We start from the raw sequence: 25,585 nt of genomic DNA on the forward strand, positions 1-25,585 counted from the left end.
GTCAGCTCGCGACGCCGGCGTGCACGTGCAGGAGGGCCGCCGCCTGCTCGACGATGAGATGGTCGAGCGGAAAATAACCCTGCCGGGGCTCGGGATCGGTCCTGGTGCGCGCCGCCTCGGGTGTGGCCGCGGGCAGCAGCCCCCAGCTGGAAGTCCGGCTCTGCAAGAAACTCTCGTGGGTGTCCGGTGCCGGTTCCGCGAGACCGAGCACCGCGCTACTGCCCAGACTGCCGATGATGCAGGCGTACCGCTCGTCGTCGAGCAAGGACCCGACGATCGCACCGGCGCACTCATAGCCCGGCAACGCCGCACGCACGGAATCGCGCGATTGATGCTGCCGGACGTGCAGGTTGTGCGCGAAGACGAGCGTCGGCCCCCGGCGAGCCTCGATATCGCGGATCTCCAACAGGTTCTGGGCCATGAGCGCGTCCCTGGTGGCGAGCAACAGGGTGATCCGCTCGTCCGTGGCCAGCCGCCGCGCGGCGGCGCGGTGATAGCGGAGCAGGCCGATACCGGCGTCGAGATATGCTGCAGCCCTGCGCCATTCGGTGCGCGAGGACGCCGCGATCAAGTCCGACGCACGCTTACGCAGGGCGAGGGTCATGTCGTCGGCGAGCAACCGCAGCCGATCGGCCGCCGGGGTGGCGCCCGGCGACTCGGCGGGGTCGAGCACCGCCGCCGAGCGACTCCAGCGCTCGTCCGGGCCGAGCAGATCGCCGAGGTCCAGGTCGAGCCGCAGGTAGTCCCGGGCGTATTCGAGGTAGCGGCGCGGGCTCGGCGCACTGTAGTTCTCGCTCGGCGTATCGAAACCGTGGAACGAGAGCTGCTGCGCGGACGGGCGGCCCCGGTTGTAGTCGCGCAGCCACCCGACCAGTCGCCGGTTGGCGTCCAGCGCACCGAAGCCGTGCGAGAAGCCTTGATCCATCGCGGTATCGAGGGTGCCGATGCCTGCTCGCACGAAATCGTCGACCGCGAACGCGGCCACCCGATCGGTTTCCAGCACGATCGATCGGAAGCCCAGCTCGACCAGTTGCGCGAACAGTTCGTTGCGGATCAGCGCGAAAGCCGGTTCCTGATGGGTCGGCTCCCCGAGGCCTAGCAGCTCACACCCGGATGGCACGAAGTCACGAATTTCCTGAGTCATGTGGGTCAATCGTATCTTTGAAACAACGGTTGAGGCTTCTGCGCTATCAGCGGATTGATCGACCGGTAAAGTCTCAAATACGATGAAATCCTTTCGTCCCACCGACCTCGCTCGCGAGCACGGACTGTCCACCCAGGCGATCCGCAACTACGAACAGGACGGCTTCCTCCCGCCCGCGGCGCGCAGTCCCAGCGGCTACCGGATCTATACCGAAGTGCACGCGGCAGCGCTGCGCGCGTACCTCGCCCTGCTCCCCGCCTACGGCCACGCGCTCGGCGGGCAGATCATGCGCGCACTGCACGACGGCGACCTGGACAAGGTGCTGCGCACCATCGATCGGGGCCACAGCCAGTTGCTCCGCGACCGGGAAACCCTCGACACGGTACGGAAATCCGTCGCGCACCTGACCGCGGCGCCCGCCGGCTCCACGGTGCCCGACGACCGCGCGGCGCGCACCATCGGCGAACTGGCGCACCGTATCCGGGTCACCCCCGCGACACTGCGCAAATGGGAAGACGCCGGGATCCTCGTCCCGGCCCGCGACCGCGCCACCGGCTACCGCCGCTATCACGCGAGCGACACCCGTGACGCCGAACTCGCCCACCTGCTCCGACGCGGCGGCTACCCGCTGCGCCACATCGCCACCGTGCTACAACAGGTCCGGACAGCGGGCGGCACCGCCGCTCTCGCCGACGCCCTGGACGACTGGCAACACAAACTCACCACCCAGGGCCTGGCCATGCTCGACGCCGCCGCCCAACTCAGCCACTACCGGCACATCCTCGAACACGCTGCGCCAGAACAACTCACGGTCTAGTGCCGCGTACGCGGCGGCATTACGCTGAGGCCACCATGCCTGACCTCCTCGGCGTCAACCATCTGACCTTGTGCACCACCGACCTCGACCGGCTCGTGTCCTTCTACACCGAATTACTCGGAGCCAGGCTCGCTTTCGAGCGCGCGGCGACGGCCGCCGAGCCGCGCATCGCGGTCGTCGACGTCGGCGGAGCCGACCACCTGATGGTCGTCGAAACCGTTACCGGACCGGATATCGCACCAGACCCGCTGGGCCGGGCCGGGTGGGGCCTGCGCGTGCCGACCCACGCGCACCTGTGTGCGGTCCGGGAACGAATCCTCGGCGCCGGTGCACCCGTCGGGCCGATCGAAACGCTGCCGACCCAGTGGACGATGACCGCTCGGGATCCCGACGGCCGTCCAGTCGATATCCGGGCGCATCGGTGTGAACCAAGCGACAGATAGGTTGGGGGTCACAGAGGTTTCGCACTGTTCACAGGGGCTGTAGCTGCTGTGAAGGGTATGGAAGGTCTGTGCCCCCCGCGACTCGCCAAGCAAAACACGCCGAGCCACAACCCCACCCACCCGAAACCGCTGAGCACGTCGTGTGCCGTACCCGGCTTCAGGTGCAGGTCAGGTGCGGGGGGTGGGGTTCCGGCGTGGTCATCTGGCTGTGGTGGCGTCTCGAGCGGCTTGGGAAAGACAGGGGCGGTTGGGGGGTAGCGGGCCGGGTGGTGTGGACCAAGCGACAGATAGGTTGGGGTCACAGAGTTTTCGTACTGCTCACAGGGTTTATAGCTGCTGTGAACCGTATGGAAAGTCTGTGACCCCACGACTCACCCAGCAAAACACGCCGAGCCACAACCCCACCCACCCGAAACCGCTGCTACCTCGTCAAGGAACTCTCGAAAACAGCACCACAGCCAGACGACCACGCCGGAACCCCACCCCCGCGCACCTGACATGCGCCTAAAGCCGGGAACCCCACCTGACGCGCCCAGCACCATCCCTGTAACTCCCGCGGCAGGCACACCAAACTGGGAAGGTCACACTTCGGCAGCCAGCCAACAAGCCCGAACGCAAGCAAACCAAGCGACAGATAACCCCGCCTCCACATGCGAAAGCCACACACCTGCACCACTTCTCGAGATTCACACCCCTTCCAGACGCCCAGAAAAGGTGTGAATCCCGAGAAGTGATGCAGCTGCTAATGGCCCGCCTCACCACTTCGAGACAGAACCTAGCTGCGGGGGCCGGCATCGAATGCGAGCACAGTTTCGGTGCCGGACCGCCGGGACGTTGCGTGCCTGGTACAGACTCGATTTCCCGTGCCGGGCCGGCGGGCGAATGCGAGTTGTGGCCGCTGACCGGGTAATTCACGGTGGAAGGCATGGAACGCCCTGATTACGCGAGATTTCTGCCGGCCGAGTACCGCGCGGAGCCACTGATCGAACCGCTGTCCACCTGGTGGCCGTGGCAGGGCAGGCGGGTGCACATCGCACGGGCCGTCGATCCGGCGGCGACGGTACGCATGATGATCATTCATGGGGGCGGCGGGTATTCGGGAGCGCTCTGGCCCTTGGCGGCACTCGCCGCCGGTGCGGGGGTCGAGGTGCTCGCGCCGGATCTGCCGCTCTACGGCGATACGGTCGAACCGGACCCGGGGTCGGTCCGCTACGAGGACTGGGTGGAACTGCTCGTCGACCTGGTGCGTGCCGAACAGGCGGCGGACGCGCGGCCGCTGGTGTTGTTCGGGGCGAGCATGGGCGGCATGCTCGCCTACGAGGTGGCCGCCCGCCACGGCGGTATCGCCCACGTACTCGCCACCTGTCTGCTCGATCCCGCCGATCCGGTCGCGCGCCGCGCGGCCGTGCGGATCGCCTGGACCAGCGGATTCGCGCCGAGCGCCCTGCGCGTGGCCGACCCGCTGTTCGGCCGGCTCCGGGTGCCGATCCGCTGGCTGGCCGACATGCGCAACATGAGCCTCGATCCCGCGCTGTCGCGGCTGTGCGCCACCGATCCGAAAGGCGGCGGCGTGCGGGTGCCGCTGCGCTTTCTCTCCGGCTTCCTCGACTATCGGCACACGCCTCCGGAAAGGTTCGCGGCGGCGCCGCTCACCCTGGTGCACCCGGCGAACGATCGCTGGACGCCGCCGGAATCGTCACTGCGTTTCCTGCGGCGCATCCCCGCGCGCACCGCGGTCGTGCTGCTGGCGAACTGCGGCCACTACCCGATCGAGCAGCCCGGCCTCACTCAGTTGGAGGACACCCTCCGCGCGGTGGCCGATACCGTGCGCGGTACCTCGATCGCCTAGCGATCATCGAGCGGCGCAAGCCGTTCCACCAGCTCCATCAGCTGGTCGACGTCGATCGGCTGCCACAGCAGCACCCGGTGCAGGTGCGCGTCGACGGCGTGGAAGAGCATGGCCGCGGTCAGCGCCGGATCCGCACCGCCGCGGCCACAGCGGTGCAGGTGAAAGGCGATCTCGCCGATCACGTGCGCCTCGAACTCCTGCAGCGCGACGAGGTCCGTCGCGGCCCGCGGGGCGAGCCGGTGCATCAGGCGGTGCAGGCCGGGGTGGTCCCGGTGCGCCGCCACGACCACGTCGAGCACCGCGCGCATCGACCGATCGAGCGGCGGCCGCTCGGCGCGCAACTGCGCGAACACCACCTCGAGCCGACCGGCGGCGTCGCGCACGTGCCGCTGCGCCAAGGCGTGGATCAGCGCGTATTTGTTCGGAAAGTACTGGTAGAGCGTGCCGATCGAGACCCCGGCCCGAGCCGAGATCTCGTTGGTGGTGGCCGCGATCCCCCGCCGATCGAACAGCTGGGCAGCAGCCTCGAGCACGAACTCCACGGTCGCCACGGACCGCGCCTGCTGCGGCCGCTTCCGCACCCCGTCGACACTCACCCCATCACTCTCCCGCCCCTACCCCGATTGTCAACAGCAACGGCGTTGCGCAAGGCCGGGGTCGCCTTCGCCAGACCGCGGAGGCGGGACGTGGGTTCGGCGGGATACGCCGATGTCGCTGGGCTGATCGGCGCGGTGGTTCGGTACGCGGCTGGGTGGGCACTGACGGAGGCGGACTGTTTCGCTGAGCTTTTGCGGGCAAACGTCCGGTTTTCGGGTGGAGGCGGGGATACCATGCGCAGATGGCGCACCCCGCCCCGCCGGTTTCGGGGGCGACGGTCGCATCGGACCGTCCGCCCGCACACTCGCGCGGCACCGGGGTTGCCGCGGTGGTCGAGCGCTTCGCCGACGCCTGGCGCGACAGCGACGAGCCGCCGGACCTGCGGGCGTATCTGCCCGACTCCCCCGCCATCCGGCGGGTGTCGCTGATCGAATTGATCAAGGTCGATCTCGCCCAGCGCTGGGGCCGGGGCACCGCGCCGAAACGCCTCGCGGAATACGTCGACGAGCTGCCCGAGTTGCGCACCTGGCCGCTGCCGCCGGACCTCATCTATGAGGAGTTCCACGTCCGGCGCCGCGCGGGCACCGCGGTCCAGGTGACCGAGTACACGGCGGCGTATCCCGAACAGGCCGAGCAACTTTCGGAAATGCTGGCGACCGACGACTATCACAGCACGCTGATGTCGGCGGCCGAGCCGGTGCGGCTGGACGACCTGGCGGCCGGGCAGCAGATCGACGACTTCGACCTCATGACGGGACTCGGCCGGGGCGCGTTCGCCCGAGTCTTCTTGGCCCGGCAGCGCTCGATGCAGCGACTGGTCGCGGTGAAGATCTCCCGCGACAAAGGCACCGAGCCACAGACTTTGGCGCAGCTGGACCACGACTACATCGTGCGCGTGTTCGACCAGCGGGTATTGCAGAGCCGTAAACTGCGGCTGCTGTACATGCAGTACGTGCCGGGCGGCACCTTGTTCACCGTGCTCGAACGGGTGCGGGCGACGCCGCCCGACCAGCGCGGCGGGACGCTGCTCATCGACGTGGTCGACGCGGTACTGGCGGGCAAGGGCGAGATCCGGCCGAGCGAATCACCGTTGCGCGCGGAACTGACCGCCCTGTCCTGGCCGGAGACCATCGCCTGGCTGGGCCGCCGGTTGGCCGAGGCGCTCGACTACGCGGGCAAAGCCGGTGTGCTGCACCGCGATATCAAGCCCGCCAATGTGTTGCTCACCGCCGACGGCGTGCCCAAGCTGGCCGATTTCAACATCAGCTTCAGCGGCAACGTCTCCGGGGACAGCCCGGTCGCCTATTTCGGCGGCTCGCTCGCCTACATGTCGCCCGAGCAGCTCGCCGCCGTCCATCCGGACCGTCCCGAGACGGCCGAAGATCTCGACACCAGAAGCGATCTCTACGCGCTGGCCGTGCTGCTGTGGGAATTGCTCACCGGCCGAAAGCCTTTCGACGACGAGGGTGTGACCGGCGGTGATCGCACGGCGTTGGACGGCATGCTCGAACGCCGGTCGGGCAGCCCGAAAGCCTTGCCGTATCAGGATCTTCCCGCCGATTGCCCGGCAGCGCTGCGCCGGGTCCTGGTCCGCGCGCTCGAACCCGATCCGGACAAACGCTGGCCGAGCGGCGCGGACATGGCCCAGCAGCTGGAGGTCTGTCTCGATGCGCGCGCCCGCGACCTCGTCGACCCACCACCCGGCAGTTGGCGGCTGCGGGCCCGGCTGCTCATGCACCCGATCATGGCGCTGGCCATCGCCGTACCGAACGCGCTGGCCATCTGGTACAGCTACCACCACAACCGCACGCTCATCATCGGCAAGCTGGACGCGCCCGCGCAGCATCGCTTCGACCAGATTGCGGTGACCACCTACGCCCTGTGTTTTCTCCTCGGTTTCGTCGTCACCAATGTGCTGCTGGCCGGGCTGTGGCGGGTATCGCGCGGCTTGCGCCGCGGGCAGAGCTACGACGCGCGGACACTCGCCCGTGCGCGCTCGGACACCCTGCTACTCGGCAAACGCAACGTGCTGACCTGTTTCGCGCTGTGGGTGATCGCGGGCGTCGTCGTCCCGGTTTCGGTGCAGGCCACGGGAAATCACCTCACGGCCGAATCGTACGTGCACTTCTTCCTCACCCAGATCGTCTGCGGCGCCATCGCCATGGCCTACCCGTATTTCATGGTCAACTTCTATGCGGTGCGCTCGCTGTACCCGATGTTCCTGCCGCACGGCGGGCTCGGCGGCGCGGACGGCCGCCGCCTGCGTCAGCTCGACCGGCGCAGCACCTACTTCCTGGCGATCGCCGCCGCGGTGCCGCTGCTCGGCGTCGCGGGCGCGACTTTCATTCCGGGCGAAGACATTCCGTCGGTCATCGTGCCGCTGCGCGTGCTGTGCGTCGGCAGCGCGCTCGCCTTCATCGGCGTGTACTGGTTGTTCCGCATGCTGGAGCAGGACTTGGCGGCACTGGAACGCATCGTCGCCCGCCGGGATTGAAATCCTGACGGTCGCCGCGCACCGCGTGGCGCTGACGCGCCACCATACCCGCACGGACATCACGGCCTTGCCGTTGCTCGCCGCACAATTTCCGGAACTCGCGCCGGAGCTGCCTGCCGACCACGAGCCGGTCGCGGACATCGTGCGCCGGCCGGACGGCTTGCTGAACGCCGCGGCGAACCGCGACACTGTGCACCGTGAGCTGGATGGACTCGTCGCGATCCGTGGACCCCAGTTCCCCAGGCGGCAGCGGCGATCGCGGCACGGGCTGGATGTACTGGATCAGGGCGACCGAACAGCCGATGAACTGCTCGGTATCGATGCACCCCGGTGACGATGCGGGCGGGCATCTGATTGCTGCGCCATTCCCTGCGGGTCCGGGTACGGTATATCCGCCGCAACAGCACAGCGACGGCACGGCCGCATTCGGCGGAAAGGCGGACAGCACATGAACGAGACGTATTCGTCATGGGCTGGGCGGAATTCACCCGACGACCTACCGCTGGCCGAGCGCTATCAGAGCGCGGAGCCCATCGTGCTGCGCGGTAGCAAGATCTACCCGATGTACACCGAGCAGGTCGGCCCCGCGCCGACCGCGGTCACGCTGACGCTGCTGTCCGCCGCCCCGCCGCCGGGGTTGCGCGGGCTCGGGATGGGCGTGTCCGTGGTGAACGGCTACGTCGCGTTGAACGGGCGCCGGCTGGCCGGCGTCGACGTCTGGTCCGACGCGCTCGTCGGCGGCATCACCTTCGATATCGTCGGCACCGGCTCCGGCACCCTGGTCACCTTGACCCCGGTCTGGGTCGACGCCTTCGGCGAGCAGAAGTCCTGGGTCGGCAACTACGGCATCGTCATCGAGACCACGCCCGACGATCGAATCGTGCTGTGGTGCAGCATCGGCGAGGGGCCCGCCAACTTCGCCAATCTCGTACTCGAGGTGCAGAGCGCGCCCATCGCCCAATACGGCGGCGACTCGATGCCCGCCTCGCCGACCGACACCGCCCCCACCCGCCCCCTGCGGTCGATGCCCACCCCGCCGTCGGGCGAACTTCCCGCCATTCCCGCGCACGCACCAGACCCCGGCTCCATCCAATCGGTCCGCCCGCCCGCCCCCAACGGCCAGGGCCGGACCCCCGCCGAACCCGGCTCACCCCACACCGCCCGGACCAACCCGCCGAGCGCCCCCACTCCGGCCACGCAACCATTCACAGCGCCCCAGGCGGGAAAAGACCCCTTCACGCCCCCACCACTCGCCGAACCCCCGACCGCAAGCCCCGGCCAGGGCCCGCAGTCCGCTGAACCCGCGACCGCAAATCCCCACCTCCAGGCCCCGCAGTCCGCCGAACCCGCGACCGCGAACAACCGCCTCCAACCCCCACCGCTCGCCGAACCACCGGCCGGAAACAGCCCGCCACCGCGGTTGCCCCACCCCGACGAACTGGGGTGGAACACCTCGTCGAGCCGACAGACGCACGCGGGCGAGTTCCCCGGAAGTGTTCCGCCCACCCGCCCCTACACCGAGGCACCCGCCGAAAACGGCGCACCTGCGCCGTCGCACACCGATGCGCCTGCCGGAAACAGCGCTGCATCCCAGCAGTCCCACTCGCCCGGAATGCCCGAAACTCACTCTCCCGCTGAGCAGTTGCGCGCCGAGGGCTTCGCCGGAAGTCGATCACTCGCCCAGCAACTCCACGCCGAGGGGCTGTCCGCGAACAACTCGACCGCTCCGCCACCCCGCACCGACCGACCGCAGGCATACGACACGTCCGCCGAGCAATGGCCCGCCGGAAGCTCCACCGGAACCGACGCTCCTGCACCACAACCGTGGGCCGACAATTCCATCGGAGGCAGCGATCCGGCCCGCCAACCCCCGCCCGACGGCTTGGCCTGGAACTCCTCGCCCGGCCAGCAGGCGCACGCCGCGGACCACACTCCACTCGCCCGACCCGGCACCGAGGGTCCGGCCGAAAGCGGCTTCCCCGCACCGCAGCAGCGAGCCGAAGGCTCCCTCGGCAACGGCTTCGCAGGCTTTGTGGGGTCGACCGGAAACGGGTCGCTCGCGTCGGCGCGCTCCGAAGGTCTCATCGGAAACAACTTCCCGTCGCGGCGCATTCAGCCCGACGACTCGGCCGGGAATGGTCCACTCGCACCGCAGCAGCGCGGCGCAGACCCTGCCGGTCAAAACTTCGGCGACCGGCAAGCACAGGCCGAACGAGCAGCCGGGCCCGCCGCAGAGCAGATGCCCGCGACAGAGCATCCCGGCGGCAGTTCCTTTGCCCGGCAGGCGCACGGCGACGGGCCGCTGCGGAACGGGCAGTTGCCGCCGAGTCCGCCGCTGTCGCGTGCGGCGCAGGCGCATCGGGACGGGCAGGCGCGGAACAACGCGCAGTCGGCGAGCCCGCAGACGCCTGCGGGAGACCGCGTTCCGCAGGCCATGCCCGCGGCTCAGGCGCCGGCCGAGCCGCAGACCGCGCCGCCGCCGAGCCCACCTCCCCCGCCGGACGACGCCGCCACCGTGGACACCGGCTATCGCGCCGCCCTGTACGACCTGGGCGTCGCCATGTACAGCCGCGGCGAAGAGGACCAGGCGTGCGGCCTGTGGGCGCAGGCGGCCGAGGCGGGTCATCCCGGTGCCGCCTACGACCTGGGTGTGGTCCGGTTCCGGCGCGGCGATCTCGAGGACGCGGAGCGCTGGTGGCGCACCGCCGCGGATCGGCGCGAGCCTCGCGCGATGGCCGGGTTGGCCGAACTGCTCGACCGGCAAGGCAATTACGCGGAGGCACGGGTCTGGCGCGCGTGTGCCGAGGAGGAACGTTCGACGAACGCCTGATCAGTCGCCCGGCCGGCCGCCCCGCAGTCGCGCACGCGCGGCCATCAGCGCGAAGCCGAGCAGATTGAGCCCACGCCACTGCGCGGGATCTTCGGCCCGCGGATCGTCGGCGGCCAGCCCGATCCCCCACACCCGGTCCACCGGGCTGGCCTCCACCAGCACCCGATCCCCGGTGCCCAGCAGGTACGCGGCAAGTTCGGCGCGCTGCCCGAACTTCGCCACGTTCCCGCGCACCACGGTCTCGAAACGGTGCGCGCGCCACACACCGCTGTCGAATCCGCGCACCTGCCTGCCGAGTTCTTTCGCGTCCTTCGGGGTGGGCGCGGCCAGCACGCGGGCGGCGTTCTCGGTGTCCCCGAACAGCACCGCTTTGCCCCACATCATGTAGTGCTCGGCGGACTCGAAACGCGCACCATCCACGGTGAATCGCACCGGCCACCATTGACTCAGGCATCCGGGACCGGGCTGCCCGTTCCGCTCCGGCTGATGCCCCCAGAACCACAGGTAGTCCACCTTCTCCCCGGCCGCCGTCGCGCCGACCAGGTCTCCCACCGAGCGCAGATCCATGCTCGAAAGCATGCCCTACGCATAGGGTCCGAGTGGTGAACAGACACATCTCGTTCGTGCGACTGCACAATTTCCGCGATCTCGGCGGCTACTCGACCCCGGACGGCCGGATCGTGCGGTGGCGGCGCCTGTTTCGCTCCGATTCGCTCGGCAAGTTGCAGGGTGCGGACTGGCAGCAATTTCTGGAACTGGGCATCGGCACCGTCATCGACCTGCGCTATCCGTGGGAGATCGAGTCCAAAGGCCGGATCCCGGAGCATGATTCGTTCCGCTACCACAATCTCAGCATCGAACACCGCCCCTACGATCAGGCGGCCCTCGGTCCCGAGATCGAGGTGGGGCCGTTTCTCGCGGAGCGCTACCTCGAGGTCGCCTACGACGGCGTCGCCGAGATCCGCGAGGCCGTGCGGGTGATCGCCGCCGCCGAGGGCCCGGTGGTTTTCCATTGCGCCTCCGGCAAGGACCGCACCGGACTGCTGGCCGCGCTGGTACTGGCCTTGCTCGAGGTGCCGCAGGAGCAGATCATCGCGGACTTCGCGCGCACCGGCCTGGCGACCGAACGGCTGGTCGCGGATTGGCGGGCCGCCCGCGCCGGCGCGATGCCGCGCTGGCCGGGTTTCGGGCAGGCGCCGCCGGAGGTGATGCGGCTGTTCCTCGCGGCGCTGGCCGCCGACCACGGATCGCTGCACGGCTACGCGGTGCGGCTGCTCGGCGTCGACGACGAACTGATCGCGGGCCTGCGCCGGAATCTGCTGGAGACGTCCGCGCCGGCGGGCGTGCTCGCGCGCGAATAATTCGGTCGCGGGACAACGCGGCGGTGCGGTAGCTTGCCGCACGTGGGCACATTGGTGACGAACGGAGCGTGCGCGGTCGGCGCATATTTCATCCGGCTGCGCGCGGAGGCCTGGACTCCGCCAGCGCACCGCACCGCTCCGGTGTCCCGACTGTCCTGATCGGGATCTGCGCCGACGGTCGCTAGCGACCGTCGGATCTCTGTGCCCTGGCATGGGTCCGGGCGAATCACCTTTCCCTGATTCGACCACTCCGTTCGGAGGACACCATGTCCCGCCATCGTTCGCTGCCGCGCGCCCGCGTCGCGCGCACCCGCAAACGCCTGTCCCAGAATTTCCTCACCGATGCCGGCGCCGCCCGGCTCATCGTGCGCTCGGCGGCCTTGCGCGCCGACGAACTCGTACTGGAGATCGGCCCGGGTGACGGCATGCTCACCCGGCACCTGCTCGGCGTCGCCGGGCAGATCCGGGCCTACGAGAAGGATCCCGGCTACGCGGCCAAACTGCGCGGCCGGTATGCGGGCGATCCGCGAATACAGCTGTTCCACCGGGATTTCCGCACCGTGCCGGCCCCGGCGGAACCGTTCGCGGTGGTCGCCAACGTGCCGTTCGGCGTCACCACCGATATCGTGCGCTGGTGCCTGGCGGCGCGACAGCTCACCTCGGCGACCCTGCTCACCCAATACCAGTTCGCGCGCAAGCACACCGGCGACTACGGCCGCTGGAGCAAGCTGACGATCACCCACTGGCCCACTGTCGCAATGGAATTGGGCGCACGGGTGGGCCGGGCCAGTTTTCGTCCGGTACCGAGCGTCGATGCCGCCGTGCTGCGGCTGCGGCGCCGCCCCAGCCCATTGCTGCCCGCCGCAGAGCTGGCCGATTACCGCCAAGTGGTCGAGCTGGGTTTCTCCGGTGTCGGCGGTTCGGTGGCGAGTTCGCTGCGGACCCGCTTCCCCGGCCGGACCGTGCGCACGGCCTGTCGCGCCGCGGGCATCGCGCCCGACGAGCCGGTCGGGCCGATCGACCCGCAGCGCTGGCTCACCCTCTATCGCGGATTGCGCGGCAACTCCGTCCGGGACAGAAACGTATCGGATACATTTGTGTATCAGACAAGGAAGGGTGGCCGGTGACCAGCAACTTCGGTGACTACCAGTTCGAGATCTACCTGCAGGGGCTCGCCGGGGTGCAGCCGAGCTTCCCGATGACCCACAGCGAACTGGAAGCCCGCGCGCAGGCCGCGCTGCCGCCGGGGATCTGGTCCTACGTGGCGGGCGGCGCGGGCGACGAACTGACCCAGCGCACCAACGTGACGGCCTTCGAGAAGTACGGCATCGTGCCCCGCATGCTGCGCGCCACCAAGGTCCGTGACCTCTCGATCGAACTCTTCGGCATGCGGCTGCCCGCGCCGGTCTTCATGTCCCCGATCGGCGTGGTCGGGCTCTGCGCCCAGGACGGGCACGGCGATATCGCGACCGCGAAAGCGGCGGCGCGCACCGGCGTGCCGATGGTGGCATCCACCCTGACAGTCGATCCGCTCGAGGAGGTGGCCGGTCACTTCGGCGACACCCCCGGCATGTTCCAGCTCTATACGCCCACCAATCGCGACCTGGCCGAGAGCCTGATCCGGCGCGCGGAACAGGCCGGGTTCAAAGCCATTGTGGTGACGCTGGATACGTGGGTGACCGGTTGGCGGCCACGCGATCTGAGCACCTCGAACTTCCCGCAGCTGCGCGGGCACTGCCTGGCGAACTACTTCACCGATCCGGTGTTCCGCGGCTTGCTGGCGAAGAGTCCCGAAGAGGACCCGAAGACCGCGATTCTCACCTGGGTCGCACTGTTCGGCGGCGCGCCCACCTGGGACGACCTGCCCTGGCTGCGGTCGCTCACGGATCTGCCGTTGATCCTCAAGGGCATCTGTCATCCCGAGGACGCGCGGCGCGCCAAGGACGCGGGCATCGACGGCATCTATTGTTCGAATCACGGTGGCAGGCAAGCCAATGGCGGGATCCCGGCGATCGAGCATCTGCCCGAGATCGTCGAGGCCGTGGACGGTTTGCCGGTGCTGTTCGACTCCGGGGTCCGCTCCGGCGCCGACATCATCAAGGCACTCGCGCTCGGCGCGACCGCCGTCGGCATCGGCCGCCCGTACTCGTACGGTCTCGCGATCGGCGGGGTGGACGGCATCGTGCACGTGCTGCGCACGCTGCTCGCGGAGGCGGATCTGATCATGGCGGTGGACGGCTACCCGACCATCGCCGACCTGGCCGACGACGCGATCAGGCGACTGCACTGATCGGCGGCGGCCGAGTTGTCCTGCCGGGCAGGGCAACTCGGCCGTGCCGCGGTCAGCTCGGCTGAATCAGCGTGCGCTTGAGGATCTTTCCGGTCGCGTTGCGTGGGAGCGCGTCCAGGAAGGTCACATCGCGCGGTACCGAGAAACGGCTCAACCGATGCCGGATGTAGTTGCACACCATGTCGCGATCCAGCCCGAAACCCTCCCTGGTCACCACGAACGCGGCGAGGCGCTGCCCGTACTCCTGGTCCGGCACGCCGACCACCGCCACCTCGCTGACCTGCGGCAGATGCGAGAGCGCCTCTTCGACCGGACGCGGGAAGACGTTCTCGCCGCCGGAGATGATCATCTCGTCGTCGCGGCCCGCGACGAAGAGCAGCCCGTCGGCGTCGAGGTAGCCGAGGTCACCGGTATCGAGCATGCCGCCCCATTCGGTGGGCGGCTTCGCGTCGGTGTAGCCGTCGAACAGCATGTGGTTGAGCACGAAGATGCGGCCGGTCACCCCGCGCGGCACCGGACGCAATTCTTTATCCAGCACAGCGAGTTTCGTGCCCAGCGGCGGGCGTCCCGCGGTGGTCGGCGCGGCCCGCAGATCGGCCGGATCGGCGATGGTCGCCCAGGACACCTCGGTCGAGCCGTACACGTTGTAGAGCACGTCGCCGAAGGCGTCGAGAAACTTCACCACCGTCGGACCGGCAAGGGGCGCACCGCAACTGGCGACCACGCGCAGGCTCGACGTGTCGTAGCGATCGCGCACGTGCGCGGGCAGATCCAGGATCCGGTTCACCATCACCGGCACCACGATCAACGCGGTGACCCGGTGCTCCTCGATCAACCGCAGGCAGTCCTCGGCGTCGAACCGCTCCGGCAGCACCACACTCGCCCGGATCGGCGTGCTGATCTGCAACGCGGCCAGTCCCCAGGTGTGGAACAGCGGCGCGGGGATGAGCATCGTCTCGTCCATCCGCATCGGGATGCGCGAGAGCAGCGCCGCCACGGTGCCGAAACCCTTGGGCTGCGGTCGCTGTGCGCTCTTGGGCGTGCCGCTGGTGCCCGAGGTCAGCACGATCAGCCGGCCGGGATGGCTGGGCCGGGCGAAGGTCGGCGCGTCGAGCGCGATGAGGTCGTCGACGGTGTTGCGGTCGTACCGGGTCAGGTGTCCGGTCGCGAAGCGAGGTACGGACGCGGCCACATACTTGGTCAGCGGCTCGTACTCGTCGTCGAGGAAGACGGCGGACAGTCCGTGCCGGTCGGCGACGTCCTCGATCTGCCGGGCCGAGAGGCCGGTGTTCAGCAGCACCGTGTCGACGCCGAGTTTGCCGGTGGCGACCATGCATTCGACCATCGTGACCCGGTTGCGCGAGAGTAGCCCCACTTTGTCCCGCGCGCCGATGCCGAGCATCGCCAGCGCTGAAGCGAGTTTGTGGGTGCGATCGTGCATTTGACCGAACGTGCGCGCGGAAACGCCGTCCACTACCGCGAGCCGATTAGGCGAATGCCCTGCGGCGGCCGCGTAACCACCCGCGAGCGTGAATCCCCAGCGGGCGAGCCCGCCCACCTGTTTGAGTGCGCGGTCGGGCCGGTAGGTGCGCACGACACCGGTCGTCACCATCTGCTTCAGCGTGCCGACCTGCTGTTTCGTCGGCGATTCCTCGCCGTTGACGAGCACCGAGGTCGGCGTGCCGAGGACCGCGTCGACGATGCGGCTCAGGCCGGCCGTGGTCCAGGCGATCACGTCCGCGTTGTCCTGTTCGGCGATCCAGGGATGGATGCGTCCGGCGCCGAAGTAGGTGATGGTGACCCGCGTCGGCTCCGCCTCGGCTTCCCCGCGCAGCCGCACCGCGGCGAAACTGCCCAGGCCAGGGCATTGCAGCTCGAAACTTTCCAGCTCCTTGCCGACCACCAGCCGCAGCGCGGGCACGGTGAGTTCGGTGTCCGCGTGCCGCGCGCGAATCAGCAGCACCGGGTGGGTGTCCGAGGTTTCCGCGCGCTCACAGTCGCCGATTCCCTGGAACATGCGGGCGTAGGTCTGCGGGTCCATGAAAAAGTCCCACAGTGCTTTTCGTGCGGCTGCGAACTCCGCGTCTATTGTGATGACATCCGTAACCAACTGCGTGCTTTTCTGCATGGGCCGACCGAGCGGTCTGCGTCGGCATGGTCACGTAGTTGTACCCATCGGTAACAATTAGGTCAAGTACGCAACGCATTGCCATCGATTAGCCAATTAGCTGGTCAAATGCCCATTTTCGTCCGAATCCACTATCGGCCACAGCACAGTGCACAATGTTCGCGAAATGCGCGCACAGTTGCGAAAAATCCGCTATGCGACCGAGAACGTCACGCGCGCAATGCCGGTCGACCTGGGGTTCGGCATGCGGCAGCCAAGGGTGCGCACGACAGCATCCCCGCCGACCTTGTCCGGCGCACCAAGACAGCGCAGTTGGCCGAGATTTTGCCGGGGTCAGAAGTTCTTTCGGCGCGTCCGGGCCGGACACGAGAGCCCTCGGCAGTGCGGACTACCCCCGCGATCACCTGAGTAACCACTGGCCCCCGCGTCGAAACACGCTCGCGCAGCGGATCGTACCGCCGATCCGGCGGCCGCGCGCGGCGAGCGGAACCCGGCCGAACCGAAAGGTGCCCCTCGCCCCGCGGGAACGCGGCGAAGGGCACCTTCGGTCGACGATCGGCCCAGGTCAGGCGGACAGCGGCGTGAAGTCGCGGCTGCCGATGTAGCCGGGCCGCGGCGCGGGCGCGCCGAACGGCTCGACCAGGGTGTTCTCCACGCTGTTGAACACCAGGAAGATGTTCGAGCGCGGGAACGGAGTGATGTTGTTCGACGAACCGTGCATCAGGTTGGAGTCGAACAGCAGCGCGGAGCCGGCCCGTCCGGTGAACTGGCTGATGCCGTACTGGTTCGCCAGCGTCGTGATGTCCTCCTGGGTCGGCACGCCGATCTCCTGCTCCTGCAAGGACTCCCGGTAGTGCTCCGCGGGCGTGCTGCCCAAGCACGGTACGAACGTGCGATGCGAGCCGGGCATCACCATCAGGCTGCCGTTGATCGGGTAGTTGTCCGTCAGCGCGATGGACAGGCTCACCGCTCGGGGCGCCGGCATGCCGTCCTCGGCGTGCCAGGTCTCGAAATCGGAGTGCCAGTAGAAACCCGTGCCGCGGAAGCCCGGCATGTAGTTGACCCGGCTCTGGTGGATGTACACCTCGGAACCGAGCACCTGCCGGGCCAGCCCGGCGACCCGGGACTCGCGGACCAGGTCCGCGATCGCCGCGCTGAGCCGGTGCACCTCGAAGACCGACCGCACCCGGTTCGACGCCTTCTCCACGATCACGCGTTCGTCGTCGCGCAACGCGGGATCGCCTGCCAGCCTGCCGATCTCGGCGCTGAAATCAGCGACCTCGGTGGGCGTGAGCAGTTCGTCGATGCTGGCGAAGCCGTCGGTGTCGAAGGCCGCGAGCGCCGGGCTCTCGACCCGGCCCCACACCGTCGGATCGGTACGATCCAGGTGCGTGGCCGGTGCATCGATCCGGGTCGGGTAACGATCGATCCGGTCTGTCGAGGGTCGAGTTTCAGTGTGCTGCAAAACCATTACCGCCTATCCCCCGATCGTCGCGGCAACGAGCGGGTACGCGCCGGTGCTGTCGTGGACCTCCTGCCCGGTGACCGGAGGATTGAACACGCACATCATCCGCATCCGGGTGCGGGCCGAGAGCTGGTGGCGCTCGTTCCCGTCCAGCAGATACATCGAGCCGGGACCGAGCTCGTAGGTCACGCCGTTGTCGAGATCGGTGAGCGTGCCCTCACCCTCGATCAACCATACCGCTTCCACATGGTAGCGATAGTGGAACTCGTGTGTGCTGCCCGCGTCGATGGTGGTCTCGTGGAAGGAGAAGCCGACCCCGTCGCCGCCGAGGATGATGCGCTTGCTGCGCCAACCCTCCCCGGCCACATCGCGTTCGGTATCGGTGATCTCGGCGGTGGTACGTACGATCATGCGATCGCCCCCATTCCATTGCAAACGGTGTCCACGGCGCCGGTGAGGATGCTCAGGCCGTGGTCCAGTTCCTGGTCGGTAATCGTCAACGCGGGCAGCAACTTCACCACCTCGTCGGTGGAACCCGAGGTCTCCACCAGCAAGCCGCGTTCGAACGCGATCTGGCACACCTTGCTCGCCTGCGACGGGTCGTCGAACACCACGCCGTGCACCAGGCCGCGGCCGCGGGTCGAGACGCCGGGGACGTTGCCCGCCAGTTCCGTCAGCGTACTCGCGATGCGTTCGCCCTTGGCGAGCGTCGCGTTCTGCAGGGTGTCGTCGGACCAGTAGTGCCGCAACGCGACATCGGCGGTGACGAAGGCCGGGTTGTTACCGCGGAAAGTGCCGTTGTGCTCGCCCGGCGACCACTGATCGAGCTCGGACTTGAACAGCACCAGCGCCATCGGCAGCCCGTAGCCGCCGATCGACTTCGACAGCGTGACGATATCGGGGGTGATGCCGGCGAGCTCGAACGAGAAGAACGGCCCGGTGCGGCCGCAGCCCATCTGCACGTCGTCGACGATCAGCAGGATGTCGCGCGCCTCGCAGAGCCCGGCGAGGTGCCGAAGCCATTCCGCGCGAGCGACATTCACGCCGCCCTCGCCCTGCACCGTCTCCACGATCACGGCCGCCGGGCGGTCGAAGCCCGAGGAGGTGTCGTCGAGCACCTTCTCCATCCACTGGAAATCGGCGGTGGTGCCGTCGAAGTAGCCGTCGTAGGGCATGTGCGCCGCGTGCACCAGCGGCACACCGGCGCCAGCGCGCTTGGCCGCGTTGCCGGTGACCGAGAGCGCGCCGAGGGTCATGCCGTGGAAGGCGTTGGTGAAGCTGACGATCGTCTCCCGGCCGGTCACCTTGCGGGCCAGCTTGAGCGCGGCCTCGACCGCGTTGGCACCGGTCGGACCGGGGAACTGCACCTTGTAGTCCAGCCCGCGCGGCGTGAACACGGTGTCGCGCAAGGTCTCCAGCAGGCTGCGCTTGGCCGAGGTGGACATGTCGAGCCCGTGCGTGATGCCGTCGCTGGCGATGTAGTCCAGCAGCGGCTGCTTGAGCACGTCGTTGTTGTGGCCATAGTTCAGCGCGCCCGCGCCTGCGAAGAAGTCGAGGTAGTCCTTACCGTCCTCGTCTCGTAACCAGCTGCCCTTGGCCTTCGAGAAGACCGCAGGCCAGGCGCGGCAGTAGCCGCGCACATTCGATTCCAGACTTTCGAAAATGCTCGTGTCGGCGGTGATCATCGGTGGTCCTCCTGCGTTGTGCGAGCGATCGGTGCGATGAGATACAGGTCCTCGGACTCATGGCTGTCCGGGAAGACGCCCTTGTCGAACAAGGGGCGCTTGGTCATTCGGGCGTCACGCTGCCGGGCGACCGAGCCGAACAGCGCGATGGACGCGGCGTTGTCGGGTGAGATCGTCGTCTCCAGCGTCGTAACACCCTGGGGTGCAACAGTGTTCAGCAAAGCGTGCAGCAATTGGGCGCCGGTGCCCCGGCCGCGCTGCGCTCGGTCCACCGCCACCTGCCAGACGAACACGGTGTCCGGCGCCTGCGGGCGGAGGTAGCCGATCACGAAACCGACTACACGGCCCTGTAGTTCGGCTACCACCGTGGTCTCCGCGAAGTCGCGGCACCACAGCAGGTAGGCGTAGCTCGAATTGACGTCGAGGACCTCGGAGTTCTTCGCGATCCGCCACAGCTGGGCGCCGTCCTCGACGCGTGGCTTGCGCAGAACCAACTCGGTCCGGTGGCGGCCGGGGTCCGGACCCAGCGCGGCCGCGGCCTGCTCGACACGGGATCGTTCGATCTCCGCGGTGTTCAACGTTGGCACTGACATACAACTCCCTGGTCGGGCCTGTAGTACTTATCCAGGCTTACGAATCAACTTTGAGCTGACCTGGTCGAGTTCATTACGGTTGTGTTACGGCTCGATTGCGCCGACGCCCGGCAAGGTGGCGACGAACCGGGCGCCGCCGCCCGGGCGGCTCACACATTCGACCTGGCCACCGTGCTTGGCGACGGTCTCGGCGACCAGCGCGAGGCCGATCCCGGTCCCGGTCGCCGACCGCCGGCCGCTGCGCGCGGTCGCGAACCGTTCGAAGATGCGCACCCGGTCTGCCGTCGGCACCCCGGGGCCCGCATCGTCCACGACGATCACCGCCGCGTCGCCCACCCGATCCGCGGCGACCGCGACCACGCCGCCGCCGTGCAGATCCGCGTTCTGCAGCAGGTTCACCACCGCCCGCTCCAATTCGAGCTTGCGGCCGAGCACGACGACATCCTCGTGCACGGTCAGCAGCTCGGGCGGGTAGCGGCGCTCGGCGAGCGTGTGCCGCAACAGATCTCGCACCGACAGCGGTTCCTGGTCGCCGCGGTGCATGCCCGCCTCGACCCGCGCGAGCGCGAGCAGGTCGTCGAGCAACCGCCGCAGATGATCGACCTCCTCGGTGACCAGCGCGAGCGCCCGCTGGGAACGCTCCGGCAGATCGTCGCGATGCCGGTTGAGCACGTCCACACTGGCCATCAAAGTGGTGAGCGGCGTGCGCAATTCGTGACTGACATCGCCGAACAGCCGGTGCTCGCGCTCGATTCGCCGTTGCAGCGAGTCGACCATGGAGTTGAACGACTCCACGGTGGTCGCCAGATCCTGATCGTGGGTGGCGGACAGGCGCAGATCCAGATCGCCCGAGGCGATCCGGGCGGCGGTCGCGGCCAGCTGGTGCAGCGGAGTGAGCACGCGCCTGCTCGCCCACCAGCCCACGGCCGCGCCGATCGCGGTGACCGCGACCGCGCAGGCGACCAGCACATTGCGCAGCAGATCCAGGTTCGCCTGCAGGTCGGTGGTACCGGCCTGCGCGCGTTCCAGATAGCTGCGACTGATGGTGAACACCGAGACCACCAGCACCAGCGACATCAGCGCGCTGATCGTGGTGAACACGGCGGTCACCCGGCCGCGCAGACTCCAGCGTGTCGGATCGAGCCAGCGTTCAGCGCTGGACATCGAGTCGATAGCCGAGCCCGCGCACCGTCACCACGACGCGCGGGTCGGAAGCGTCTCGTTCGATCTTCGTGCGCAGCCTGCGCATGTGCACGTCGACGATCCGCTCGTCACCGAAAAAGCCTTGGTCCCATACTCGTTCGAGCAGGACGGTGCGGCTGAGCACCCGGCCCGGCGTCTCCGCGAGTTCGCACAGCAGGCGGAACTCGGTGAGCGTCAGCCGGATCTCCTCCTCGCCGCGGCGCACCACGCCCGCGTCCTGCGCGAGCACCAGCGGCGCCTCGGGGTCGGCGTCGAGCACGACTTCCTGCGGCGGCGCCTCACGTTCGGCGGTAAGCCTGGCCCGGCGCCGCACCGCCCGCATCCGCGCGGTGATCTCCTTGATCTCAAACGGCTTCGCCACGAAATCGTCGGCGCCCGCTTCCAGCGCGGCGACCACGTCGTGGGTGTCGTCGCGCGCGCTGACCACGATGATCGGCACGTCGTGTTCGCGGCGGATCTCCCGGATGCAGTCGAAGCCGTCCATATCGCCGAGCATCAGATCGACGATCATCACATCGGGCACGCCGTTGCTGCGCAGATGGGTGAGCGCGTCCTCGGCCTCCTCGGCCTCGGCGACGTCGTAGCCTTCGTCCTCCATGGCGAGCCGCAGCGCACCCCGGACCCGGTCGTCGTCCTCGACGATCATCAGGTTCGCCGTCATCGCCGCACCTCGCCGACGCTCGGCCGCGCTAAGGCCGCGAAGGCGGCTGTGCCTCTGGTTCGCTCGCTACGCTCGCTCAAATACCTATCCTTTGCAGACACGCAGGACGTCTGCCGGTGCGGAGAATCGCATCCCCATACCGACGCGACATACCGCTTGTTCGAGCCACCTTGCCGATCTATCGGATACCCGAACAGACCATTCGGTAAACGCCGTGTGGACGCTTGATCAGCCCTTGCACCACCCCGCACCGGCCGCAACGGGTGCGGTGTGCGGGTCGGACGCGGGCGGCTCACGCCTGTCTGGTTATCCATCCACCCTGGCCGCATGAGCGTCGTTATGCAACCGTTACGTGATGCCCGACACACGGGTTGCCCCGCGTTTTCGCGTCTGCCCGGCCGGTTCAGCGTTCGTCGCGAGTCGAACGTTCCAGCCGGTTGAAGTTGCTCGGTGTGCCGTCCGGGAGCTGCTCCTGGTAGCGAAAGTGCAGGTGCCGTTCCTCGAAGGTGGCGAACCACTCGTCCCAGTCCACCGGCCGCAGCACCGCTCCGCCGTAGCCGGGGAAATCCAGGCGCAGCGAACCCATGGGTCCGCCGTACGCGATGCCGGGCATCGTCGCGGGCGTGGCGCCGCGCCGCTCCGCCCACTGCCGGATGGTGTCGTGATCCCTGGTGACCCGGGTGCGCTCCACATTCCCCGCGCGGGTGCGCTCCCGCCGCTCGGGTGCGGGCTTGTCCTGCTGATACTTCGTCGACCTCGAGCTCCCCGGTCCGGCGTACGGATTCCGGGTGCCTAGTCGGTGGTCGTTCATGACGATCTCCTGAGCCATCGGCATCGTAAGTCCGGTTCCCTTTCACGTACCCGACGCCAACTTCGCGCAAACCGGCACTACGTCACAAAGCCCCCGCCAACGCTGCTGAAACGCACCAAAAACGCTGACCGACAGCCACTCTGTGAGCGGAGTCACCGGTAGCCACGCGGTGGTTGGGTCCGGCCACGGTGGGTACCGCTGCTGCGAGGAGGCAATCCCATGACCACTCCAGTACCGCACGAACCGAGTCCGATTCCCCCGATCCCGGAGCCCGATCCGGTGCCGCCGGTGCCCGGTCCGGACCCGGCGCCCGCGCCGCCGCAGCCCGGGCCGGATCCGCTGCCACCGGTACCCGAACCACGCCCGGCGCCCGACCCGGGCCGCCCGCTGCCGCCGGTACCCGAACCGGGCGGGCCGCTGTCCCCGCCGCACGATCCGACGCCGCCGAATCCGCTCTGACGACAAGGGGATTCGCGTCGTCAGTCGCGCAAGGCGTCGTCGCGGAGCTGCTGCAGGGTTTTCGACAGAATGCGCGAGACGTGCATCTGCGAGACGCCGAGCACGTCGGCGATCTGGGACTGGGTCTTCGATTCGAAGAACCGCATGATCAGCACCCGGCGCTCGCGCTCGGGCAGCTCCTCGATCAGGGGGCGCACGGCGAGGTAGTCCTCCACCAGATGGTAGGAGGGCTCCTCGGCGCCCAGGCTTTCCAGCAGCGGTAGCGGCGCGTTCTCGACATCGTCGCCGGCCACCGCGTCGATCGACGCGGACTGATAGGCGTTGCCCGCGATCAGCGCCTGGGTGACCTCGACCACGTCCACCTCCAGTTCCGCGGCGATCTCCCTGGCCCGCGGCATCCGGCCGAGCCGCTGCGACAGCGCCTCCACCGTGACCCCGATCGTGAGCTGAATCTCCTTGGTACGCCGGGGAACTCGCACCGACCAGGTGTTGTCCCGGAAATGCCTGCGCACCTCGCCCATGATGGTCGGCACTGCGAAGGACAGGAACGAGGAACCCCGCTCGACATCGAAACGGTCCGCCGCCTGCACCAGACCGAGCCGGGCGACCTGCAGCAGATCGTCGAAATTCTCGCCACGTCCGGCGAATCTGCGCGCGATGTGTTCGGCCAGCGGCAGGCAGCGTTCGATGAGTTCGGCGCGCAGCGGCTCACGCCGCGGATCGTCCTCGGCCAGCGCGGCGATCTTCTCGAACAGAGGCTCGATATTCTCGTAGCTGTCGCCGCGGGTTGCTGAGCTACCCGCCATCGGATGCCCTTCGCACCCAACTGAAGTCGACCACGGTGGGATAGCCGGCCACGTCTGCGTCGAAGGGCGCCTGCGACGCGGCGATCGAATGAGTCAGCGTGCGCACGATATGCCAGCCGAAACCAGCCTGACCGACCACCTGCTCCGAGGTCGCTGCCGACGCGACGTGCACGAACATCTGGTCGGTGTCATAGGTGAATTCACAGTTGAGCTGCGAGCCCGGCACCGCGTCCAGGACCAGCGAGGTGGCCACCTCGTCCAAGGCCAAACGGATGTCGGTGACTTCGTCGAGCGCGAAATCGGCGATAAGGGCCACGGTTTCGGCGAGCCCCCGCAACATCGTCAACTGTTCCAGCCGAGCGGGGATTCGGACGCCGATTGTCGTTGTTTCCGTAGAGGATCGGGAAGTCCACTCCCCCATGCCCATCACCACCTTGCTCTCGCAGCCGACCCGGAGCCGCCAGGTTGTCGGGATCCGGTTCTCGCGGGCCGCCCGTCTGCCCACCGCCGCGGCTACACGCCCACCACAGCCGAACCCAGCGCCGCGAAAGCTGAAGATCCGAAACCGCGGCGCTTTTCTTCCCTACCGTCGTACCCGCCGCGGCTGGACCGAAACGTGCTCGGCGGGTCAGCCCGCGTCGATCCGTTCGTGGGCGGTGAGCAGCAGATGGTCGAACTGGGTGCGCAGTCCCACGGTCGAATTGGTGAGCGATTCCAGATCCGCCACCAGCCGTGAGGCGAGCGTGCGCAGCTTGATGTTCGTCTCCTGCGAACGCCAGCTGAGCACCCGGAACGCCTGCTCGGCATTGACGCCGTAGACCAGCATCACCGCGCCCTTCGCCTGCTCGATCACCGCGCGCGAGGCCCACAGCTCCGGCAGGGCGTCGTCGAGAGCCTCCTGCCGATGTTCCTCGAGGGTCTCGGTGACGTCGATGTAGTACCCGGAGGTGCCCACGACCGCGCCCACGTGATCGAAGAGGTGATCGGCCACGACGATGACGTGGTGCACCCGGCCCAGGGTGTCGAGGATGCGGTGGCGGCTGGAGAACGGCTCGCCCTCCTCGATGGACTTGGCCAGCGCGCTGGCCACCTGGGCGCGGTCGTCGGGGTGCTTGTGCGTCAGCAGCAGTTCGGTAGTCGGCGTGACGGTGCCGGGCGCATAGCCGTGCATCGCGGCCACCTCGTCCGACCAATCCCACCGCTGATCGGCGAACCAGAAACGAAAACTACCGACACTCTGTGGTGTCCCTAATCCGATCACCCGGTCCAGCGCGAGAGCGTTCTCGGGCTGGACCGGCCCCATTTCAGTCACAGCGCAAGTATCCGTCGAACGGGCACGCCACGCGAACAGATCTGGCTGCGCCACGCCGAAGTCGACCCGGCGTGTCGGATTACTCGGCCTCACCCGTCCAACGCTGCGCGCATCGAGGGATAAGGGCTGAACAGCGGCCTGACGCCGGAGACCTCGAGCGAACGCTCGACCTCCGGGCCGCCGCCGACGAGGCGCAGATCCACACCGTCGCACGCGGCCCGCTGCCGGGTGGCGCCGAGCGTCACGGCGGCCCGGATGCTGAGGAATCGCGCGGCGCGCAGATCTATCACCACCGCCGGGCACTTCGCGCGCACCGCGCGCTCGACCGTGGTGAAGAACTGCGGACAGGCGGTGGCATCCAATTCGCCTTCGACTCGGACCACCATGCAGTCGTGCCGGCGGTCCACGCGCTGTGCCCAGGCCCGGCTGTTGCGTGACGCGGGCCCGGAACCGTTCCGATGCACACCTTCGGCGTACTCGTGTAAAGCGGAACTCGCGGACATAACAGAGCCTCCCGTACGGGGGGTTTCCAGTTCGACGCCACTGCCTGGAGCGATGCGAATCTCAGGTGAGCACGTGTCGCGCAATGGGGCGATCGGTTGTCGCCACGCTTCCATCGGCCGGTGTGTGGCGGGGG

The 25,585-nt window shown here is 68.3% G+C and carries 25 protein-coding genes; 10 read left to right on the plus strand and 15 right to left on the minus strand.

Annotated features, from left to right (window positions below; translation table 11 throughout):
• Position 1 precedes the first annotated feature (1 nt).
• Entirely contained in the window at positions 2 to 1,144 is a 1,143-nt protein-coding gene (locus tag O3I_RS25800; protein ID WP_014985938.1) for an erythromycin esterase family protein, read from the minus strand.
• Between the two features lie 82 nt (positions 1,145 to 1,226).
• On the opposite strand from O3I_RS25800, the gene O3I_RS25805 reads away from it, so the two are divergent.
• The 3 genes from O3I_RS25805 (at position 1,227) to O3I_RS25815 (ending at position 4,253) form a co-directional block, all read left to right on the plus strand.
• Entirely contained in the window at positions 1,227 to 1,961 is a 735-nt protein-coding gene (locus O3I_RS25805; protein WP_014985939.1) for a TioE family transcriptional regulator, read from the plus strand.
• Between the two features lie 35 nt (positions 1,962 to 1,996).
• Positions 1,997 to 2,404 carry a VOC family protein gene (locus O3I_RS25810; protein ID WP_041564366.1) on the plus strand — a complete coding sequence of 136 codons (408 nt, stop codon included), beginning with the start codon at positions 1,997 to 1,999 and terminating at the stop codon, positions 2,402 to 2,404.
• Between the two features lie 925 nt (positions 2,405 to 3,329).
• The gene (locus tag O3I_RS25815) at positions 3,330 to 4,253 is read left to right on the plus strand and encodes an alpha/beta hydrolase (RefSeq protein WP_014985941.1); all 924 of its coding nucleotides are present in this window, start codon (positions 3,330 to 3,332) and stop codon (positions 4,251 to 4,253) included.
• Here O3I_RS25815 and O3I_RS25820 read toward each other — a convergent pair.
• Complete coding sequence (locus O3I_RS25820; protein ID WP_014985942.1) at positions 4,250 to 4,849, minus strand: TetR/AcrR family transcriptional regulator; 600 nt, start codon at positions 4,847 to 4,849, stop codon at positions 4,250 to 4,252. The two genes, O3I_RS25815 and O3I_RS25820, sit on opposite strands and share 4 nt — an antisense overlap.
• 242 nt (positions 4,850 to 5,091) lie before the next feature.
• Between O3I_RS25820 and O3I_RS25825 the strand changes: the two genes are divergently transcribed.
• The 3 genes from O3I_RS25825 (at position 5,092) to O3I_RS46845 (ending at position 10,174) form a co-directional block, all read left to right on the plus strand.
• A complete protein-coding gene (locus O3I_RS25825) occupies positions 5,092 to 7,344 on the plus strand; it encodes a serine/threonine-protein kinase (RefSeq protein WP_014985943.1) in 2,253 nt (750 codons plus the stop codon).
• Between the two features lie 25 nt (positions 7,345 to 7,369).
• Positions 7,370 to 7,678, plus strand: a complete 309-nt coding sequence (locus O3I_RS43000) for a hypothetical protein (RefSeq protein ID WP_014985944.1) — start codon at positions 7,370 to 7,372, stop codon at positions 7,676 to 7,678.
• 114 nt (positions 7,679 to 7,792) lie between these two features.
• Entirely contained in the window at positions 7,793 to 10,174 is a 2,382-nt protein-coding gene (locus O3I_RS46845; RefSeq protein WP_014985945.1) for a tetratricopeptide repeat protein, read from the plus strand.
• Here O3I_RS46845 and O3I_RS25840 read toward each other — a convergent pair whose 3' ends face one another.
• Positions 10,175 to 10,753, minus strand: a complete 579-nt coding sequence (locus tag O3I_RS25840) for an NADAR family protein (protein ID WP_141692015.1) — start codon at positions 10,751 to 10,753, stop codon at positions 10,175 to 10,177.
• 23 nt (positions 10,754 to 10,776) lie between these two features.
• Here O3I_RS25840 and O3I_RS25845 point away from each other — a divergent pair, with 23 nt between their 5' ends.
• The 3 genes from O3I_RS25845 to O3I_RS25855 all read left to right on the plus strand — a co-directional run bounded on the left by O3I_RS25845 (position 10,777) and on the right by O3I_RS25855 (position 13,825).
• Complete coding sequence (locus O3I_RS25845) at positions 10,777 to 11,535, plus strand: tyrosine-protein phosphatase (RefSeq protein WP_041564368.1); 759 nt, start codon at positions 10,777 to 10,779, stop codon at positions 11,533 to 11,535.
• Between the two features lie 266 nt (positions 11,536 to 11,801).
• Positions 11,802 to 12,662 carry a 23S ribosomal RNA methyltransferase Erm gene (erm, locus tag O3I_RS25850; RefSeq protein ID WP_014985948.1) on the plus strand — a complete coding sequence of 287 codons (861 nt, stop codon included), beginning with the start codon at positions 11,802 to 11,804 and terminating at the stop codon, positions 12,660 to 12,662.
• Positions 12,659 to 13,825 (plus strand): lactate 2-monooxygenase, encoded by a 1,167-nt coding sequence (locus O3I_RS25855; protein WP_014985949.1) that lies wholly within the window; start codon positions 12,659 to 12,661, stop codon positions 13,823 to 13,825. Before erm ends, O3I_RS25855 begins: the two co-directional genes overlap by 4 nt.
• A 52-nt stretch (positions 13,826 to 13,877) precedes the next feature.
• Here the strand turns inward: O3I_RS25855 and O3I_RS25860 are convergent, their stop codons facing one another.
• The 8 genes from O3I_RS25860 to O3I_RS25895 all read right to left on the minus strand — a co-directional run bounded on the left by O3I_RS25860 (position 13,878) and on the right by O3I_RS25895 (position 22,371).
• On the minus strand, positions 13,878 to 15,935 hold the full coding sequence (locus O3I_RS25860; protein ID WP_041564370.1) for an AMP-binding protein: 2,058 nt from the start codon (positions 15,933 to 15,935) through the stop codon (positions 13,878 to 13,880).
• Positions 15,936 to 16,518: 583 nt separating this feature from the next.
• Positions 16,519 to 17,424, minus strand: coding sequence for an ectoine hydroxylase (gene thpD, locus O3I_RS25865; protein WP_014985951.1), 906 nt, complete (start codon positions 17,422 to 17,424; stop codon positions 16,519 to 16,521).
• A 6-nt stretch (positions 17,425 to 17,430) separates the two neighbouring features.
• Entirely contained in the window at positions 17,431 to 17,829 is a 399-nt protein-coding gene (locus tag O3I_RS25870) for an ectoine synthase (RefSeq protein ID WP_014985952.1), read from the minus strand.
• The gene (gene ectB / locus O3I_RS25875) at positions 17,826 to 19,103 is read right to left on the minus strand and encodes a diaminobutyrate--2-oxoglutarate transaminase (RefSeq protein ID WP_014985953.1); all 1,278 of its coding nucleotides are present in this window, start codon (positions 19,101 to 19,103) and stop codon (positions 17,826 to 17,828) included. Before ectB ends, O3I_RS25870 begins: the two co-directional genes overlap by 4 nt.
• Complete coding sequence (gene ectA, locus O3I_RS25880; RefSeq protein WP_081594139.1) at positions 19,100 to 19,696, minus strand: diaminobutyrate acetyltransferase; 597 nt, start codon at positions 19,694 to 19,696, stop codon at positions 19,100 to 19,102. Before ectA ends, ectB begins: the two co-directional genes overlap by 4 nt.
• 84 nt (positions 19,697 to 19,780) lie before the next feature.
• Entirely contained in the window at positions 19,781 to 20,860 is a 1,080-nt protein-coding gene (locus tag O3I_RS25885; protein ID WP_014985955.1) for a HAMP domain-containing sensor histidine kinase, read from the minus strand.
• Positions 20,847 to 21,560 (minus strand): response regulator transcription factor, encoded by a 714-nt coding sequence (locus O3I_RS25890; protein WP_014985956.1) that lies wholly within the window; start codon positions 21,558 to 21,560, stop codon positions 20,847 to 20,849. The genes O3I_RS25885 and O3I_RS25890 overlap by 14 nt, the downstream gene beginning before the upstream one ends.
• Before the next feature lie 403 nt (positions 21,561 to 21,963).
• Positions 21,964 to 22,371: a hypothetical protein gene (locus O3I_RS25895; RefSeq protein WP_237748133.1), complete on the minus strand. Its 408-nt coding sequence runs from the start codon at positions 22,369 to 22,371 to the stop codon at positions 21,964 to 21,966.
• 219 nt (positions 22,372 to 22,590) lie between these two features.
• Between O3I_RS25895 and O3I_RS25900 the strand changes: the two genes are divergently transcribed.
• Entirely contained in the window at positions 22,591 to 22,830 is a 240-nt protein-coding gene (locus tag O3I_RS25900) for a hypothetical protein (RefSeq protein WP_014985958.1), read from the plus strand.
• Positions 22,831 to 22,850: 20 nt separating this feature from the next.
• Here O3I_RS25900 and O3I_RS25905 read toward each other — a convergent pair whose 3' ends face one another.
• From O3I_RS25905 to O3I_RS25920, 4 genes are all read right to left on the minus strand, one after another.
• Positions 22,851 to 23,636: a SigB/SigF/SigG family RNA polymerase sigma factor gene (locus O3I_RS25905; protein WP_014985959.1), complete on the minus strand. Its 786-nt coding sequence runs from the start codon at positions 23,634 to 23,636 to the stop codon at positions 22,851 to 22,853.
• Positions 23,626 to 23,976 (minus strand): anti-sigma factor, encoded by a 351-nt coding sequence (locus tag O3I_RS25910; RefSeq protein WP_014985960.1) that lies wholly within the window; start codon positions 23,974 to 23,976, stop codon positions 23,626 to 23,628. Before O3I_RS25910 ends, O3I_RS25905 begins: the two co-directional genes overlap by 11 nt.
• Positions 23,977 to 24,264: 288 nt before the next feature.
• Positions 24,265 to 24,939 carry a PAS and ANTAR domain-containing protein gene (locus O3I_RS25915; RefSeq protein WP_014985961.1) on the minus strand — a complete coding sequence of 225 codons (675 nt, stop codon included), beginning with the start codon at positions 24,937 to 24,939 and terminating at the stop codon, positions 24,265 to 24,267.
• A gap of 98 nt (positions 24,940 to 25,037) precedes the next feature.
• Positions 25,038 to 25,451, minus strand: coding sequence for an STAS domain-containing protein (locus tag O3I_RS25920; protein ID WP_014985962.1), 414 nt, complete (start codon positions 25,449 to 25,451; stop codon positions 25,038 to 25,040).
• Positions 25,452 to 25,585: the final 134 nt, after the last annotated feature.

Origin of the sequence: Nocardia brasiliensis ATCC 700358, from assembly GCF_000250675.2 — a bacterium.
Classification (GTDB): domain Bacteria; phylum Actinomycetota; class Actinomycetes; order Mycobacteriales; family Mycobacteriaceae; genus Nocardia; species Nocardia brasiliensis_B.

What these genes read in the sequence shown, in the direction of transcription:
- O3I_RS25800 (WP_014985938.1), bottom strand. Translation starts at nt 1,144, where the DNA reads ATGACTCAGGAAATTCGTGACTTCGTGCCATCCGGGTGTGAGCTGCTA.
- O3I_RS25805 (WP_014985939.1), top strand. Translation starts at nt 1,227, where the DNA reads ATGAAATCCTTTCGTCCCACCGACCTCGCTCGCGAGCACGGACTGTCC.
- O3I_RS25810 (WP_041564366.1), top strand. Translation starts at nt 1,997, where the DNA reads ATGCCTGACCTCCTCGGCGTCAACCATCTGACCTTGTGCACCACCGAC.
- O3I_RS25815 (WP_014985941.1), top strand. Translation starts at nt 3,330, where the DNA reads ATGGAACGCCCTGATTACGCGAGATTTCTGCCGGCCGAGTACCGCGCG.
- O3I_RS25825 (WP_014985943.1), top strand. Translation starts at nt 5,092, where the DNA reads ATGGCGCACCCCGCCCCGCCGGTTTCGGGGGCGACGGTCGCATCGGAC.
- O3I_RS46845 (WP_014985945.1), top strand. Translation starts at nt 7,793, where the DNA reads ATGAACGAGACGTATTCGTCATGGGCTGGGCGGAATTCACCCGACGAC.
- O3I_RS25840 (WP_141692015.1), bottom strand. Translation starts at nt 10,753, where the DNA reads ATGCTTTCGAGCATGGATCTGCGCTCGGTGGGAGACCTGGTCGGCGCG.
- erm (WP_014985948.1), top strand. Translation starts at nt 11,802, where the DNA reads ATGTCCCGCCATCGTTCGCTGCCGCGCGCCCGCGTCGCGCGCACCCGC.
- thpD (WP_014985951.1), bottom strand. Translation starts at nt 17,424, where the DNA reads ATGGTTTTGCAGCACACTGAAACTCGACCCTCGACAGACCGGATCGAT.
- O3I_RS25870 (WP_014985952.1), bottom strand. Translation starts at nt 17,829, where the DNA reads ATGATCGTACGTACCACCGCCGAGATCACCGATACCGAACGCGATGTG.
- ectB (WP_014985953.1), bottom strand. Translation starts at nt 19,103, where the DNA reads ATGATCACCGCCGACACGAGCATTTTCGAAAGTCTGGAATCGAATGTG.
- ectA (WP_081594139.1), bottom strand. Translation starts at nt 19,696, where the DNA reads ATGTCAGTGCCAACGTTGAACACCGCGGAGATCGAACGATCCCGTGTC.
- O3I_RS25885 (WP_014985955.1), bottom strand. Translation starts at nt 20,860, where the DNA reads ATGTCCAGCGCTGAACGCTGGCTCGATCCGACACGCTGGAGTCTGCGC.
- O3I_RS25890 (WP_014985956.1), bottom strand. Translation starts at nt 21,560, where the DNA reads ATGACGGCGAACCTGATGATCGTCGAGGACGACGACCGGGTCCGGGGT.
- O3I_RS25895 (WP_237748133.1), bottom strand. Translation starts at nt 22,371, where the DNA reads ATGAACGACCACCGACTAGGCACCCGGAATCCGTACGCCGGACCGGGG.
- O3I_RS25900 (WP_014985958.1), top strand. Translation starts at nt 22,591, where the DNA reads ATGACCACTCCAGTACCGCACGAACCGAGTCCGATTCCCCCGATCCCG.
- O3I_RS25905 (WP_014985959.1), bottom strand. Translation starts at nt 23,636, where the DNA reads ATGGCGGGTAGCTCAGCAACCCGCGGCGACAGCTACGAGAATATCGAG.
- O3I_RS25910 (WP_014985960.1), bottom strand. Translation starts at nt 23,976, where the DNA reads ATGTTGCGGGGGCTCGCCGAAACCGTGGCCCTTATCGCCGATTTCGCG.
- O3I_RS25915 (WP_014985961.1), bottom strand. Translation starts at nt 24,939, where the DNA reads ATGGGGCCGGTCCAGCCCGAGAACGCTCTCGCGCTGGACCGGGTGATC.
- O3I_RS25920 (WP_014985962.1), bottom strand. Translation starts at nt 25,451, where the DNA reads ATGTCCGCGAGTTCCGCTTTACACGAGTACGCCGAAGGTGTGCATCGG.